Raw genomic sequence first — 14,537 nt, forward strand, 5'->3', positions numbered from 1 at the left:
CCGACGCGGTCGGCCTCGTCGGGCGTGAGCCGCTCGGCGCGCGCCTTGACCAGGTAGAGCACCGACGTCGCGGCGCCTACCAGGAAGGCCGAGCCGGCGATCATCGCGGCGGCCACGTGGATGACGAGCCAGTACGAGTGCAGGGCGGGGACGAGCGGGCCCGCGGGCACGTAGACCGTCATCGACAGGCCGAGGACGATCACGCCGAAGCCGATGATGATGCCGCCGAGCCACTGCACCTGCTGGGTCTTGACCAGGATCAGGTAGACCGTCATCGCGACGGTGACGCCCGCGGTGGAGAACTCGAACATGTTGCCCCACGGCACGCGCTCGGCCGCCAGGCCGCGGGTGACGACGCCCGCCAGCAGGATCAACGTGGCGAGGACGGTGAACGAGATGCCCATCCGGCCGGCGAGGTCGCGGCGCAGCTCGGGGGTCTCGATCGCCTCGTCGGGCACGGGGGCGGAGTCGCCGCCGCCGGCGTTGACGAGTGCGCGCTCGCGGACGGCGGGTGCGGCCACCTGGCGGGCGAAGCCCCACTCGGCCATGTGCGCGAGCCAGGCCAGCGAGAGCACGACGGTCGCGGCGGCGATCGCGTAGTTCGAGAAGGTGGCGTACTCGGCGAGCGTCATGGTCGTGCGTCCTCGTGCTGGTCGTCGATGCTGTCGGTGTTGGCGCGCGCGAGGGGGTTGAATGCGCTGCCAAGGTGGTGAGCGTTGCGGTCACGGCGACATGGTCTTGGCTTTGGCGGACGTGTCGACCTACCGGTGATCGGAAGACGCCTGCGATTCGTCATCGGTGCTGGTTCCCGCCCAGGAGGCTGTCCAGCAGGATGAGGATCGCGCCGACGGCGATGAAGGCATCGGCGAGGTTGAAGGTGGGGAACCACCCGGTGTGCAGGTAGTCCGAGACGGCGCCGTCGCCGGCGCGGTCAAGCACGTTGGCCGCGCCGCCGCTCACCAGCCCGGTCAACCCGATCCTGCCCAGTGGGGCCAAGTGCGGGACCGCGCGGAAGGCGACAACTGCGACGGCGACCGTGACTATGCCGGTGACGGTAGTGACCACGCTCGGGGCGAGGTCACCCCCGAGTCCGAAGGCGATGCCGGTGTTGTACTCCAGTCGAAGGTCGAGCAGGCCCAGGGTGGTGGTGCGTCCAGGCCGCATGACGCGTTCGAGGAGCGCGTTCACGGCCAGCACGGTCACGACAGCGGCGACAGTTCCGCCGGCGAGTCGGAGCCGAAGGCGGGTCTCTCGGATCTGTGAGTCTGGCTCTCCGGGCTCCCGGGGTCTGCGCACGCTGGTCATCGTGTGGCACACCCGGCGCTGTGTGTGAGGACGACCGCGGGGGTGTGCCAGCAGTGTCCGGTACCCATCAGCCAGTCACGGCCGCGTCGATGGCCGAGGTGAAGTCGTCCACGGTCTCAGGCTGCAGCTTCTTGCCGTTCAGGAAGAAGGTCGGAGTCCCCTGGACACCCAGTTTGATGCCGTCCTCGTAGTCCTTGGCCACTCGCTCCTGGGTGGCCTTGGATTTCACGTCGGTGTCGTACTGAGCCATGTCCAGTCCGAGGTCCTCGGCGAACGAGCGGAACAGTGCGGCCTTGGAGTCCTGCTGCTCGCCCCACTGGGTCTGCGTCTCGTACATGCGCTTGTACATCGGCTCCAGCTGGCCCTGCTTCGAGGCGGCCTCGACCGCGTACGCGGCGTTCTGGGCGTTGGCGTGGCTGGGGATGGGGAAGTACCTCATGACGAACGTGACCTGACCGTCGTACTTCTTGCGCATTTCCTCGACCAGCGGGTAGGCCGCGAGGCAGGACTCGCACTCGAAGTCGAGGAACTCGACCAGGGTGGCCTTGCCGTCCTCGGCCGGTGTTCCCAGGCGGTGACTGTCCTCGCGGACCAGGATGTCGGCGGCCTCGGCCGCACTTGCCGGTTCCTCCCGGCCGACCCTTTGGATGACGACGTAGGCGGCCAGGACGGCCACCACGACGGCGATGACAACGGCGGTGATCTTGTTCTGGGTCTTCATGGGGCGCTCCTGGTCGGCGGCGGGTGAGTCGTCAGGGGTGGACGACGGACTCGTGGTCGGCGTGGGCGATGGACTCGAACTGGAAGGTGGAGTGCTCGACGCTGACGTCGAAGTGCTCGACGACGCAGGCCTGCAGGTCGTCGAGCATGGTCTGCAGGTGCCCGTCGTAGAAACACTCGTCGTCGACGACGACGTGGGCCGACAGGATCGGCAGACCGGTGGCGATCTGGGACGCGTGCAGGTCGTGGATCTCGCGGACGTGAGGCAGCGCCAACACGTGGCTGCGGACGTCGTCCAGGTCGAGACCGGCAGGCGTGGCCTCGAGCAGGACGCGGCCGCTGTCGCGCAGCAGCATCAGGGTGCGCGGCACGATCAGGGCGGCGATCAACAGCGACACGATGGCATCGGCGCGTGTCCACCCGGTGGTGGCGATGACGATGGCGGCGACGATGACCGCGACCGAGCCGAGCGTGTCGTTCAGGACCTCGAGGAAGGCGGCGCGCATGTTGAGGTTTGAGCCGCGACTGCTCGCGAGCAGCCAGATGCCGACCGCATTGCCCGCCAACCCGATGACGCCGAACACGATCATCCCGGTGGAGGCGACCTCGCCGGGTTCGAACAGGCGCCTGATCCCCTCGACGAGGACGTAAAGCCCGACAGCGAGGAGTAGCAGGGCCTGGACGGCTGCGCCGATGGTCTCCGCGCGGGCCAGCCCCCACGTGCGCCGCGCGGTGGGCGGGCGAAGCGTGAGGTGCGCGACGGTCAGCGCCATCGCGAGTCCGGCGGCGTCGGTCAGCATGTGGCCGGCGTCGGCCAGCAGTGCCAGGCTGCCCGTCAGGACCGCGCCGACGATCTCGACGACCATGATGGTCGCGGTGATGCCGAGCACAATGGCCAGGCGTCGGCGCTGGTGGGCTCCCTGCACCTGAGGTGCGTGGTCGTGGTCGTGGCCCATCAGTGGCCGCCTTCGCAGTTGCGGTGCACCCTGCGGCTCAGGTTTGAGGCGCTCACGATCGGGCCATCGCGTGTAGTGCCGCGTGGGTGCTGGCCGGCGCACACTCGGGGTCGACGACCAGCACGAGGTCCACCAGGTCGCTCAACGCGTGCGCGATGAGGGGATCGGACAGCTCGTAGCGCATGCGGCGTCCTTCGGGGACCGCGACCACCAGGCCACACCCTCGCAGGCAGGACAGGTGGTTCGACATGGTCTGACGGGAGACGTCGAGCCGGAGAGCCAGGTCGGCCGGGTAGGACGGCGAGTCGACTAGCGCGAGGAGGATCTGAGTGCGGGTGTGGTCGGAGATCGCATGCCCGAAACGGGCCAGCGCGTCGGACGGAACAGGAATGGTCACTCGTCAAAGATACACGCAAGCTTGGATTCAAGACAATGTGAACTATCTGTGGTGCCGGTAAGGACACCTGGGGATGCGATGGTGACGCGACCGCGAGAGAGCACGTGGTCTGGCTCATCGACGTCTCGGCCCGCCTGGAGGACATCAGTCGGCGGCGGGCTGTGCGCCTCGCCGATTGCGAACCAGGCCACTGCGACACCGAAGCTGAGGGCGAACCCGACCGGGGTGGTCTGCTCGTTGTTCGCGAAAGCCGGCACACCGCTTCTTTCGCCGGTTCTCACCGTCGAGCCTGACGGCGTCGAGGCACCCGCCGCAGCCGGGCCGACCACCAAGAGGGCCGAAGTCAGTGCCGGCACACCCTGACAGAGCGCGTGTGCGCTCAGCCCGCAGTCCGTCATGATCTGCAATCTACACGTCGTAGAAAATAGTCTGGACCGGTGTTGAGTCGGCGACGCGGCGAGGTCGGCAGGAACTCAGCTTCAACGACAAGCACAAGCGGTGTGCAGCGTCGTCCGAGCATCAAGAGCACCTATGCCGTCACGGTTAGGACGTTCTCACATCGGCCCGTGGAGGTCAGCGGGTGGACCGCACCGTCCGGTGGCCAAGTCGCCCGGATTCAGGACCCGCTCGGCGAGCTGGGTGGACCACCAGCCGATCCTCTGCGGACGCCCACCGGCGGAGAAGGGCGCCGGTCGGGGGCTCGCGCCCTGCTGACAACTGACTCGAGGTCTGTCACCGAATCATCACCGTGTTGCAGGGCATCTAGGTCATGTCGTGGCCGAGCGAATCACGAGCATGGTTGCAGTCAGGTGCGTGCGGTTCTCTACCGACCGCGCGGTCCCTGCTGAGAGGCTGACGGAGTCCAGGGGACCCAAGGTGTGCGTCTGGCCGTCCGAATCGACAGTCAGGTGCCCGGCGAGAACGACGTAGACCGTGTCGCGCTCGACAGGAGCCATCTCAGCCCCGCCTCCCGGGAGATAGTGCGACAGGGCAGCTGTGATTGCGGTGCCGTCGGTGCCCTGTTGGAGCCACAGCGGGCGCACGTCGTGGTGGCCGGGCGGGTCGAAGGCGACGGCGTCGTCGAGGCGGGTGAGGTTCACGGGGCTTTCCTGTCGGTGAGGCTCATTCCAGGCCGGGGTCGAGGTCGGCGCTGGACGTGGTGCGGGTGAGCAGGTGGTGGTCGTCGGCGGCAGCTGCGGCGGTGAGCAGGTTGTGGCCGAAGTCGTTGTCCAGGTCACGCAGGACCGAGTGGATGTGCTGCCCGGAGTTGACCGCGTTGACCAGCTCGATCAGGAACGTCGGGGTCTGGACGCGGAAGTAGTGCGGGGTGCCGCGCGTGGTCCCACCGGCCCAGGCGAAGTGCACCTCCGATCGCGGTGTCGCGACGTACGCGGCGCGGTGGTGCTCCTGCGTCTCGGCTGGGTGCCGATGGAGGAACGTGTCGACTAGGCGATCCAGGATCGCCTGCTGCTCGGTGCCGAGGCGGTCGGCGCCGACACCGGTGGGGGAGTCACGGACGAGCTTGAGAGCGACCCGGTCGGCGGCGGTGATCGTATACTGCGGCATGCCGAGGTCGTAGTAGTCGGGGTACTCGAACGCGCCGACGTGGGGGACCTGGCGGGTGACGAAGTCCGCCGGTGCGACGTCGTGGACGATCGCGGCGGCGCGCTGGTCGTCATCGAGGCAGCCCAGCAACTCGAAGCCGAGGCTCTCGTCGTCGGCCAGCGGTCTCAGGACGCCGTCGTAGTCGACCGGCTGCTGGCCCAGGGCGCTGGGGGTGGCACTGATCCAGCGTTCCTGGACCACGGTGATGTTGATGCACACGTGGTGGCCCAGGAACCTGAACCCCCAGGTGTCCTCGAAGCCGGGTCTGCCAAAGACTGCGAGCCGGTAAGAGTCCGAGGTGCGCCACGTCTGTGCCGCGGGGCCGAGGAAGTCGGCCTCCTCGGCGCGCAGGACGTGTTCGAGCTGGCGGATCGCGAGGGTTTTGGTGTACGTGCGGGTCGTCAGGGCCGCTGCGAGCAGCTCCTGGATCAGCACCCGCTGGTGGCGGTCGAAGAAGTGCAACGCCAGACCACTGGGGTCGGGGCGCGGGATGATGTCCCAGTCGGTGCGGCGCTGGTCGTCGAAGGGCATCACGACGACGGAGCGCTGCTGGGCGTCCATCGTGTCGAGCAGACCGATCATGATGACCAGCAGGCGCTGGGCGGTCCGGGGTGCGGCGTAGGCGTCCATGTGTCTGTCTCCTGGGTCGCGTCGACGGCCGCGGGCAGCGGCCGGTGCGGGAGTGGGTCTATCAGGCGTCGGTGCTGGGGCGATGCCGCTCGAGCACGTCCAGCAGCAGTGCGGCGAGCTCGTCCTCGCGGCCGGCGAACCGTTGCGCGGGCATCGGGACGCTGACCGCGACGGTCTCTCCCAGGACGTCGCCGACGACGGCGCCGACGGCGCAGATGCCCTCGGTGTGCTCGCCGCGGTCGAACGCGACACCGTCGCGGCGGACGACGGCGAGCTCGGCCTCGAGCCGTTCGGGGTCGGTGATCGTGTGCGGGGTGTACCCGGCCATCGGTGCCACGAGCGCGGCGACCTCACCGGGCGGCATCGCGGCCAGGATCGCCTTGCCGTTCGCGGTGCAGTGCACGGGGAACGACTCACCGATGGCGCTGACCGCGCGGAGCCGGTTGGGGGCGACGACCTGGTCGATGAAGGTGACCCGGTTGTGATCGAGCGCGGCCAGGTCGGCGGTCTCACCGGTGGCGGCGGACAGCTGCTCAAGCAGGGGGTGGAACTCGCCGATCAGGCTCCGTCGGACGGCGCCGGCTAGTCGGGCGATCTCGCTACCGAGTCGGTACCTGGCGCGTCCGCCCGATGCGGTGCCGGCGACGAAGCCCTCCTCCTCCAGGGCGCCGACGATGCGGTGCACCGTGCTGGTCGCCAGGTGCAACCGTGAGGCGATCTCGGCCTGGCTCAGTCCGGCCGGTGCGGTCTGCAGGACACGCAGGACGTCGGCTGCGCGGTGGAGCACCTGGATGCCGCCGGCCCTGGCGGCCTTGTCCGGCATGCTCGTCACGGTGGTTTCCCTGTCGGTGGAGTGCGCGCGCGGACCAGCGGTGTGCGCGGGTGAGGAATCGTATGTCACCAGGGTGCCTCGATCGTCGTGGTGTCGCGGTGCTCGGCCAGGTACAGCGAGGGCAGGAACCGCGACAGGAAGGTGAACTCGTTGTAGGCGTGCTGGAGCAGCGCGACCGCGAACTCCTCGCTCACGGCTTCGGTGACCTCGGCTGGGCTCAGCCCGAGCGCGGGCAGGTCCTGACCGAGGTAGAAGTGGCTGCGCAGTGCCAAGCCCCACGGGGTGTCGCGGCCGACGTGCAGGAGCCTGCCGCCGAGCAGGCGCCCGTCGTCGTCGGACGCCACCTCGCCGACCGCGGTGCGGCCGACGACCGCGCAGCTGATGGCACCGCCGGTGCGAGCCTTGTCGCAGGCGGCGGCGTCGAAGAACTCGGTGGGGTCGCGGAACTGGATCTGCAGGTCCTCGGCGGGCAGCCCGGTGAACCGCTCGGTGACCACGTGCACCGACCCGACGTGGGTGTCGTCGGCGAGGTCACCTGCCCAGGTCGACGAGACGTGGTCGATGGGGTGCCACCAGATGTACTTCTGGGTGTCGCAGCGCCAGCGGAACCACCACTCGAACATCTGCCCGGTGCAGTGGTGCATGTCGGTGCGTGCGGCGACATGGACGACGCCGTCGGGCAGTCGTTCCCAGCCGGTCTCGATGGGCAGGGGAGTGGGGTCGAGCAGCAGGTTTGCTTCGGACAGGTCCATGGTTGGTTGCTCTCGTGGGTCGGTGGTCAGGCGGTCTGGGAGGCCGAGTCGTCGCCCACGTACAGCGAGGCCAGTGACGGGTGAGCGGCCAGCTCCGCGGGCGTCCCGGTGAGGGCGACCGACCCGTGGGCGATGACCACACCACGGTCGGCCAACGCCAGGCCCCGCTGGAGGTTCTGCTCGACCAGCAGCATCGCGACACCGGTCTGCCGGATGGTCCCGAGCGTGTCGTAGACGCCGTCGACGGCGACCGGTGACAGACCGAGGCTGACTTCGTCGAGGATCAACAGAGTCGGCTCGGCCATCAGCGCACGTCCGATGGCGAGCATCTGCTGCTGCCCACCCGACATCGCGGTGCCGCGCTTGTTCCGCTGGTCGGCCAGGACGGGGAAGACGTCGAACACGTGTCGCAACCGGCGGGTCTGCTCGGCGCGGGGCACGCGGTCGGCGGCGAGGATCAGGTTCTCCTGGACTGTCAGGACGCTGAAGATCCGGCGACCCTCCATGCAGTGCGCGATGCCGGCGTCGGCGACCCGGTCCGGGGAGGTGCCGTCGATGCGCCCGCCCTGGAAGGTGATCGTGCCTGCGTCGAGTGGTACTGCGGCGCTGATGGCACGGGCGAGGGTGGTCTTGCCAGCCCCGTTGGCACCCAGGAGGGTGACGACCTCGCCGCGCCTGACGTCCAGGTCGACGCCGCGCAGGGCGCGCACGCCGCCGTAGGAGACCGCGGCGCCACGCACGTCGAGGACGACTTCGCGGTCGGTCGGCAGCCGGTCGTGGACCGTTGCGGGGGTGGTGCCGGTCTGGGCGGCGGTCCCCAGGTAGACCTCGGCGACCTGGGGGTCGGCGAGGACCTCGGCGGTCGTGCCCTCGGCGATCTTCTTGCCGAAGTCCAGGACGACGGTGCGCTCGCAGCAGGCCTTGATGACGTCCATGACGTGCTCGATCAGCACGATGCCGGCGACCTCGCCGCGGACGTCGTTGACCAGGTCGATCAGCTCGGCGATCTCGTGCTCGACCAGGCCGGCGCCGATCTCGTCCAACAGCAGCACCCGGGGTTTGAGTGCAAGTGCGCGGGCCAGCTCGAGGCGCTTGCGGCGAAGCAGGGGCAGGCCGCCGGCGGTGCTGTGGGCGACGTCGCCCAGGCCGGTGCGGTCCAGGATGTTCAGGCTGCGCTGGCGGGTGGCGGCCATGGACTCGCGCCCGGGGGCGTGGCGCCCGGCGAGCAGGAGGTTCTCCAGCACCGTCATGCGGCCGAACGGGCGGGGAATCTGGTGGGTTCGCCCGATGCCGAGCCCGGTCCTGGCCGGTGCGCTGAGTCCGGTGGCGTCGGTGCCGTCCAGGTGCAGGGTGCCCGAGGTGGCGGCGAGCGCGCCGGAGACGACACCGACGAAGGTGCTCTTGCCGGCACCGTTGGGGCCGATGACGCCGACGGACTGGCCGTCGGCAACGTCCAGATCGACACCGTCGAGGGCGACGACGCCGCCGTAGCTCTTGGTCAGGCCGCGTGCCTGCAGGACCGGGGCGCTCATCGGTTCGCTCCTGTTCGGCGCCCGAGCTGGTGGACCAGGGCGCCCCAGATGCCGTTGGGTGCGAACCTGATCACCAGGACCAGGACGGCGCCGGTGATCGCGATGTGGATCTCGGGGTAGTCCTTGAGGGCCTCGGCCAGCAGGACGTAAAGGACTGCGCCGACCCAGGGGCCGGCCTGGGTGCCCAGGCCGCCGATGATGGTGGCGGCCAGAATCATGATGGTCCAGTTCAGGCCGAACGTGCCGTAGGGCTCGACCACCCCGAGGCGGGTGGACTGGATGGCGCCGACGACGCCGATCATCGCCCCGGACAGGGCGAACACCCACAGCTTGGTGCGGAACGTGACCACACCCATCTGGCGTGCGGTGGCCTCGTCGTCGCGGATCGCGCGCAGCGACAGCGACGCGGGGGTGGCCATCAGCACCATCACCACGACGGTGCACGCCACGGCGACGGCGAGGATCGTCCAGTACAGGACGTAGTCCGGTGGGGTGGTGACGTCGACGATCAGGCCGGACGCGCCGCCGAAGGTGTCGAGGTTGATCACCAGGATCTGCAGGGCGCTGGCCAGGGCGAGGGTGCCCACGGTGAAGTACAGGCCCGACAGGCGGAACATCGCCGGGCTGACGACGACGGCGAAGACCGCGGCCACGACGGCCCCGGCGAGCATCATCACCGGCAGCGGGGCACCGGTGCGGTTGGCGATCTCGGTGGCCGCGTAGGCGCCGAGTCCGACGAACGCGGCCGAGCCGAGGGAGACCATTCCGGTGTAGCCCGCGACAAGGTTCCAGGCCACCGCAAGGGCGGCGAGCTGCAGGACGCGGTACCCGACCTGCTGACCGTAGGGCCCGACCAGGAACGGCACGGCGGCCAGGGCGAGGACGACGGCGGCCAGCAGGACCAGGCGTCCCCAGGGGCGTGGCGACGGTGTCGGTCGCCGGTTCCGGGTTGTGGCGGGTGGTGTGGCGGTGGTGGTGCTCACGTGGTCACCGATCCGTAGAGGCCGTTGGGGCGCAGGGCGAGGAAGACGAGGAAGACGACCAGTCCGACGAACAGGCGGTACCCGTCGCCGAAGGCCAGAGCGCCGAGGGATTCAGCGACGCCGAGCATCAGGCCACCCACGGCGGTTCCCTTGACGCTGCCCAGACCGCCGAGGACGACGACGGCGAAGCCGGTGAGCAGCCAGTTGGCACCCGAGGTCGGGGTGAATGAGAACGTCATCGCCGCCAGCGACCCGGCGACGCCGGCGATGGCTCCGGCGAGCGCGAACGTGGTCGCGTGCAGGCGCGGGACCCGCACCCCGATGATCGCGGCGGCGCCGGGGTCCTCCGAACCCGCGCGCAACCGGCGACCGAACGAGGTACGGGTGAGCAGCAGGTGCACCCCGACGCACACCACGGCCGAGATGACGAACGAGATGAGGTAGATGGTCGGCACGGTGACCGGGCCGAAGTCGAGGCTGCTGCGGGTGTAGCCGCGGTCGACGGTTCGGGTGTCACCGCCGAGCCACAGGACGAAGAGGTTCTGCACGATGATCGACAGGGCGAACGTCGTGATCAGCGGTGCGTCCTCGCCGTGGGCCGTGATGGGTTGGATCAGCAGCTTCTGCACGGGCCAGGCGATCACCGCGCCGACGGCGGCGACGATCGGCAGTGACACCAGTGGGTCGAGTCCGGTCTGGGTGACGAGCACGTAGGCGGCGTAGGAGCCGATGACGACCATCTCACCGTGGACCAGGTTGACCAGCCGCATCACGCCCAGGACCAGTGACAGGCCGAGGGCGACCAGGGCGAGCAGTCCGCCGAGCAGGACGCCGCTGACCAGCGCTTGTGCGAGTGCGGTCACGACTGGGGCACCGGCGCGATGAGCTTGGCGGTCTGGTCGGCCTCGGGGTGGACGACCTGGGTCTTGCCGTCCTGCCACTGCAGCTCGACGATGTTGAGCCGGGCGAAGTTCTTGTCGTCGAACTTGACCGGGCCGACGGGGTACTGCGCATCGGTGGCGCCGACGGCCTTGTTCACCTCGGCGGGCTCGGTCGATCCGGCCTTGGCGATGGCGTCGAGGAGCACCTTGGCGGCGGTGTAGCTGTCGGCGATGTGCTGGCTGAATCCCTTGCCGGTCTCGTCGGTGTAGGCCTTGCCGAGTTCGGCGGCGCCCGGGTAGGGCAGGGACGGGTCCCAGTAGCCGCCGACCAGGACCCCGTCGGACAGGTTGCCCAGGGCGTCGGCGAATTGCTGCGGTTCAGCGCCCTTCTCCATCACCAGGAACGTCGGGTCGTACCCGGCGGTGGCCATCTGCTTGCGGATGCTGACCGCCTGGGGTGTGACGGCGTCGACCAGGACGACGTCGGCGCCCGACGCCTTGGCCTTCTGGACCGCGGCGCTGAAGTCGGAGTTCTGGGTGGGGAACTCCTCGGTGGCGACGACCTGGAAGCCGTTCTTTTTGGCCTCGGCCGGCCAGATGGTCCCGCCGACGACCTTTCCGTCCGGACCGTTGTCGTGCAGGATCGCGACCTTCTTGTTCGTCTGGACACCCGAGCTGGAGATGGTCTCGAAGGTCGTCGTCGCCAGGTCGGCCTCGGAGAAAAACAGGTCCCACGCGTAGGTCCACTTCTTGGCACTGGTGAAGGCGCCCTCGGGGGCGCAGCCGGTGACGAACGGGATCTTGGCGTTCTCGGCGGCGATCGCGCCCGGGATGACCAGGGCCGGCGTGCACGACCCGAGCAGTGCGACGGCCTTGTCGTCGGAGATCAGTGCCTGGGTGTTGGACGTGACCTGGTTGGGGTCGGTCTTGTCGTCGAGCAGCTTGAGCTCGACGGGCACCTTGGTGCCGCCGACGTCGATGCCGCCGGCGTCGTTGACCTCCTTGACGGCCCGCTCGTAGCCCCACTTCTGGAACCCGCCAAAGCCGGCGAGGTCGCCGCTGAGGGGGATGCTCGCGCCGATCACGACCGTGTCGGCGTCGGCGCGATCGTCCGAGGCGGTCTTGACTCCGCCGCAGGCGGCGAGGCTGAGCACGCAGGTGGCGGCGGCGAGGGCCGCGGTCCAGGTGCGGAGGGGCAGGGTCATGGCGATCTCCCGCGAAGTCGGCCGAGGTCACTGTCCGCTGCGGACTTTGTCCCACGATCCGGGTTGAATGTTTCGACTGGCGGGAAGTATGGTCATGGCGCAGATCACATGTCAACCCTTCGCCAGCGTGCCGCGGGCGATGAGACGAAGGAGTGGGAATGCCCCTGAACGGCTCCCGCGACACCGCCGAGACCGCCCAGCCCAGCGACGTGGCCGTCGTCGGATTCGGCCCGGTCGGCAAGCTGCTGGCCATCCTGCTCGCACGCCAGGGGCACCGGATCACCGTCGTGGACCGCCAGCTCGCCGGGTACCCGCTGCCGCGCGCGGTGACCCACGACTCCGAATTCGCCCGCACCCTGCAGGCGATCGGGCTGGCCCCGGACGCGATCCCCGAGGTGACCGAGCCCTACGACGACCTCTACGTCTGGCGCAACCACGACGAACAGGTCCTGCTGGAGGTCGACTGGAGCGGAAGGGGCAGCTCGGGGTGGTTCAACACGTACTTCTTCCACCAGCCCGACCTGGAGGCCCATCTGGACGCGATCGTCGACGGCCTCGACAGCGTCGAGGTCCTGCGCGGCTGGGAGGCCGCCGGTCACGTGCAGCACGATGAGCACGTCGAGGTCGAGCTCACCGCATTCGCGCCGAACGACGGTCCGCCGCGCACGCTGACGGCCCGCTACCTGATCGGTGCAGACGGCGCCGCCAGCGGAGTCCGCCGACAGATGGGGGCGGGCTGGAACGACCTGGGCTACTTCCACGACTGGCTGGTCGTCGACGTCCTGCCCGCCGACGGAGTCGAGTTTCCCCACGTCGCCGCGCAACGGTGCGACATCACCCGACCCAGCACCATGGTCCCCGGTGGGCCGGGCCGACGACGGTGGGAGTTCATGCGCCTGCCGCACGAGACCCGCGACGAGCTCAACAGCACCGCCACCGCCTGGGGCCTGCTCGAGCCGTACGGCTTGAATCCGGGCAACGCCGTCCTGGAACGCCACTCGGTCTACACCTTCCAGGCCGCCTGGGCCGACACGTGGCGCGTCGGTCGCGTGATGATCGCCGGCGACGCCGCACACCTGATGCCACCGTTCGCAGGCCAAGGGCTCGGGGCGGGGTTCCGCGACGCGATGAACCTCGCCTGGAAGCTCGACCTGGTCCTGCGTGGCATCGCCGACGACGCACTCCTGGACTCCTACGGCACCGAACGCATCCCGCACGTCCGCGAGTTCATCGACTTCTCCATGCGGCTCGGGCAGCTCATCTGCGTCACCGATCCCGACGAGGCAGCTCGGCGAGATGAGCGCATGATCGCCGAGCGGGCAGCGTCCGTCGGCCCGCCGGCACCGCCGCTGCCCACGCTGGGACCCGGGGCGCATGAGGGGAAGTCAGGTGGCACCCTGATGCCGCAGCCGATGGTTGTGGTCCCCGGCCACGGCGGATCGGTGCGTCTGGACGAGATCGCCGGGCACCGGTCGCTGCTGGTCTTGGGCAACGGCGCGCAGCTTGGACTGGGGGCGAGCCACCTCGCACGCATGCTCGGCGTCCACGTGCTCGCCCCCGACACCACCTCGCCCTTCCCAGGAGCGACCACCACCGCACCGGCAGACGAGCTGTACGCATGGCTGGCCGGGGCCGGTGCGTCGGCAGCACTGGTCCGCCCCGATCGATACCTGTTCGGAACCGCAGCTCGAGTCGACGAGGTCGACGACCTCGTCGACCGCTACGCCGCGGCGCTCGGCGCCGTCGCCCACCACAGATAAACACCCGACCCGCAGGAGAACACCAGTGAAGCTCGCAGGCGTCCGCGTCGACAACACCACCCACGTCGCTCGACTGGATGACGACGGTCCACGCCTCCTGGCGACCGTCGAGGAGTTCTGGGCCGACCCCGAGGCTGCCTCTCAGGCCTCGGGTACTGCCCTGGACCCCGAGACCGACGCGCGGACGGTGCCGCCGGTGCCCCCGACCGCCCGCGTGCTGTGCATCGGCCTCAACTACCACGCCCACGCCGGCGAGGGCGGCTTCACCGTCCCCGAGCACCCGACCATCTTTGGTCGCTGGACCGCCTCGCTCAGCGTCGGTGGGGTGCCAGCACCGGTCCCGGCGAACGAGGACGGCCTGGACTGGGAGGGCGAGGTCGCCGCCTACGTGGGTCGCACCCTGGTCGACGTCGACGAGGACAGCGCCCGCGCCGCCGTGTTCGGCTACTCCACATTCAACGATCTGACGGCCCGGACCGCCCAAAAATTGACCGCTCAATGGACCCTGGGCAAGAACGGCGACCGAAGCGGACCGTTGGGGCCGCTGGTGACCGCCGACGAGGTCGGCGACCTGCGCGACGGCCTGCGCGTGCAGACCCGCGTCAATGGCACCACCGTCCAGGACGGCAACACCCGCGACATGATCTTCGACATCGGACAGATCCTGTCCCTGGTCAGTCGCACCTTCACGCTCAACCCTGGTGACGTCGTGGCCACCGGCACTCCCGAAGGAGTCGGGTACGTGCGCAACCCGCCGTGGCTGCTGCGCGACGGGGACGAGGTGGAAGTGGAGGTCAACCGACTTGGCATTCTTCGCACCCCGGTGGTTAACCGCTGACGCTCTCGATCTTACGACCGCCTCCGGTCGGGCGTGGTTTGCAAGTCCCGAATGACGATCCCCATCGCGACGCGGCCAGCCACCGAGCGACCGGCGGCGTGCAGGCGCCGTGTGGTGTTCGGACTGCGGAACGGCCGCGGG

At 69.4% G+C, this 14,537-nt stretch carries 15 protein-coding genes; 2 read left to right on the top strand and 13 right to left on the bottom strand.

The genetic code is table 11. The features are described from left to right. The 13 genes from ccsA to ACI6PP_RS15380 form a co-directional block, all read right to left on the bottom strand. On the bottom strand, positions 1-632 hold a 632-nt coding region (gene ccsA / locus ACI6PP_RS15320; RefSeq protein WP_421112474.1), incomplete at its 3' end, for a cytochrome c biogenesis protein CcsA. Positions 633-792: 160 nt separating this feature from the next. Next, the gene (locus tag ACI6PP_RS15325) at positions 793-1,188 is read right to left on the bottom strand and encodes a signal peptidase II (RefSeq protein ID WP_421112475.1); all 396 of its coding nucleotides are present in this window, start codon (positions 1,186-1,188) and stop codon (positions 793-795) included. 184 nt (positions 1,189-1,372) lie between these two features. Then, positions 1,373-2,026 carry a DsbA family protein gene (locus ACI6PP_RS15330; protein WP_421112476.1) on the bottom strand — a complete coding sequence of 218 codons (654 nt, stop codon included), beginning with the start codon at positions 2,024-2,026 and terminating at the stop codon, positions 1,373-1,375. Positions 2,027-2,057: 31 nt separating this feature from the next. After that, positions 2,058-2,981, bottom strand: coding sequence for a cation diffusion facilitator family transporter (locus ACI6PP_RS15335; protein WP_421112477.1), 924 nt, complete (start codon positions 2,979-2,981; stop codon positions 2,058-2,060). A gap of 52 nt (positions 2,982-3,033) precedes the next feature. Then, complete coding sequence (locus tag ACI6PP_RS15340) at positions 3,034-3,378, bottom strand: ArsR/SmtB family transcription factor (RefSeq protein ID WP_421112478.1); 345 nt, start codon at positions 3,376-3,378, stop codon at positions 3,034-3,036. 767 nt (positions 3,379-4,145) lie between these two features. After that, entirely contained in the window at positions 4,146-4,478 is a 333-nt protein-coding gene (locus tag ACI6PP_RS15345) for a cupin domain-containing protein (protein WP_421112479.1), read from the bottom strand. A gap of 22 nt (positions 4,479-4,500) precedes the next feature. Further along, complete coding sequence (locus ACI6PP_RS15350; RefSeq protein WP_421112480.1) at positions 4,501-5,613, bottom strand: DUF3500 domain-containing protein; 1,113 nt, start codon at positions 5,611-5,613, stop codon at positions 4,501-4,503. Between the two features lie 61 nt (positions 5,614-5,674). Further along, on the bottom strand, positions 5,675-6,436 hold the full coding sequence (locus tag ACI6PP_RS15355; RefSeq protein WP_421112506.1) for an IclR family transcriptional regulator: 762 nt from the start codon (positions 6,434-6,436) through the stop codon (positions 5,675-5,677). 74 nt (positions 6,437-6,510) lie between these two features. Next, positions 6,511-7,197 (bottom strand): DAPG hydrolase family protein, encoded by a 687-nt coding sequence (locus ACI6PP_RS15360; protein WP_421112481.1) that lies wholly within the window; start codon positions 7,195-7,197, stop codon positions 6,511-6,513. Between the two features lie 26 nt (positions 7,198-7,223). Next, a complete protein-coding gene (locus tag ACI6PP_RS15365; RefSeq protein ID WP_421112482.1) occupies positions 7,224-8,729 on the bottom strand; it encodes an ATP-binding cassette domain-containing protein in 1,506 nt (501 codons plus the stop codon). Further along, entirely contained in the window at positions 8,726-9,712 is a 987-nt protein-coding gene (locus tag ACI6PP_RS15370) for a branched-chain amino acid ABC transporter permease (RefSeq protein WP_421112483.1), read from the bottom strand. The genes ACI6PP_RS15365 and ACI6PP_RS15370 overlap by 4 nt, the downstream gene beginning before the upstream one ends. After that, positions 9,709-10,575 carry a branched-chain amino acid ABC transporter permease gene (locus ACI6PP_RS15375; protein ID WP_421112484.1) on the bottom strand — a complete coding sequence of 289 codons (867 nt, stop codon included), beginning with the start codon at positions 10,573-10,575 and terminating at the stop codon, positions 9,709-9,711. Before ACI6PP_RS15375 ends, ACI6PP_RS15370 begins: the two co-directional genes overlap by 4 nt. Continuing rightward, positions 10,572-11,798 carry an amino acid ABC transporter substrate-binding protein gene (locus ACI6PP_RS15380; RefSeq protein WP_421112485.1) on the bottom strand — a complete coding sequence of 409 codons (1,227 nt, stop codon included), beginning with the start codon at positions 11,796-11,798 and terminating at the stop codon, positions 10,572-10,574. Before ACI6PP_RS15380 ends, ACI6PP_RS15375 begins: the two co-directional genes overlap by 4 nt. 158 nt (positions 11,799-11,956) lie before the next feature. Between ACI6PP_RS15380 and mhpA the strand changes: the two genes are divergently transcribed. Then, positions 11,957-13,558 carry a bifunctional 3-(3-hydroxy-phenyl)propionate/3-hydroxycinnamic acid hydroxylase MhpA gene (mhpA, locus tag ACI6PP_RS15385; RefSeq protein WP_421112486.1) on the top strand — a complete coding sequence of 534 codons (1,602 nt, stop codon included), beginning with the start codon at positions 11,957-11,959 and terminating at the stop codon, positions 13,556-13,558. Positions 13,559-13,772: 214 nt separating this feature from the next. Next, positions 13,773-14,396, top strand: coding sequence for a fumarylacetoacetate hydrolase family protein (locus ACI6PP_RS15390; protein WP_421112487.1), 624 nt, complete (start codon positions 13,773-13,775; stop codon positions 14,394-14,396). The last annotated feature ends 141 nt before the right edge of the window (positions 14,397-14,537 follow it).

This window comes from Solicola agrisoli (assembly GCF_049059935.1).
Taxonomy (GTDB): domain Bacteria; phylum Actinomycetota; class Actinomycetes; order Propionibacteriales; family Nocardioidaceae; genus JAURVT01.

Excerpts from the sequence above, each read along its gene's own strand:
- ACI6PP_RS15330 (WP_421112476.1), bottom strand. The coding sequence starts at position 2,026 with ATGAAGACCCAGAACAAGATCACCGCCGTTGTCATCGCCGTCGTGGTG.
- ACI6PP_RS15335 (WP_421112477.1), bottom strand. The coding sequence starts at position 2,981 with ATGGGCCACGACCACGACCACGCACCTCAGGTGCAGGGAGCCCACCAG.
- ACI6PP_RS15350 (WP_421112480.1), bottom strand. The coding sequence starts at position 5,613 with ATGGACGCCTACGCCGCACCCCGGACCGCCCAGCGCCTGCTGGTCATC.
- ACI6PP_RS15355 (WP_421112506.1), bottom strand. The coding sequence starts at position 6,436 with ATGCCGGACAAGGCCGCCAGGGCCGGCGGCATCCAGGTGCTCCACCGC.
- ACI6PP_RS15360 (WP_421112481.1), bottom strand. The coding sequence starts at position 7,197 with ATGGACCTGTCCGAAGCAAACCTGCTGCTCGACCCCACTCCCCTGCCC.
- ACI6PP_RS15365 (WP_421112482.1), bottom strand. The coding sequence starts at position 8,729 with ATGAGCGCCCCGGTCCTGCAGGCACGCGGCCTGACCAAGAGCTACGGC.
- ACI6PP_RS15380 (WP_421112485.1), bottom strand. The coding sequence starts at position 11,798 with ATGACCCTGCCCCTCCGCACCTGGACCGCGGCCCTCGCCGCCGCCACC.
- mhpA (WP_421112486.1), top strand. The coding sequence starts at position 11,957 with ATGCCCCTGAACGGCTCCCGCGACACCGCCGAGACCGCCCAGCCCAGC.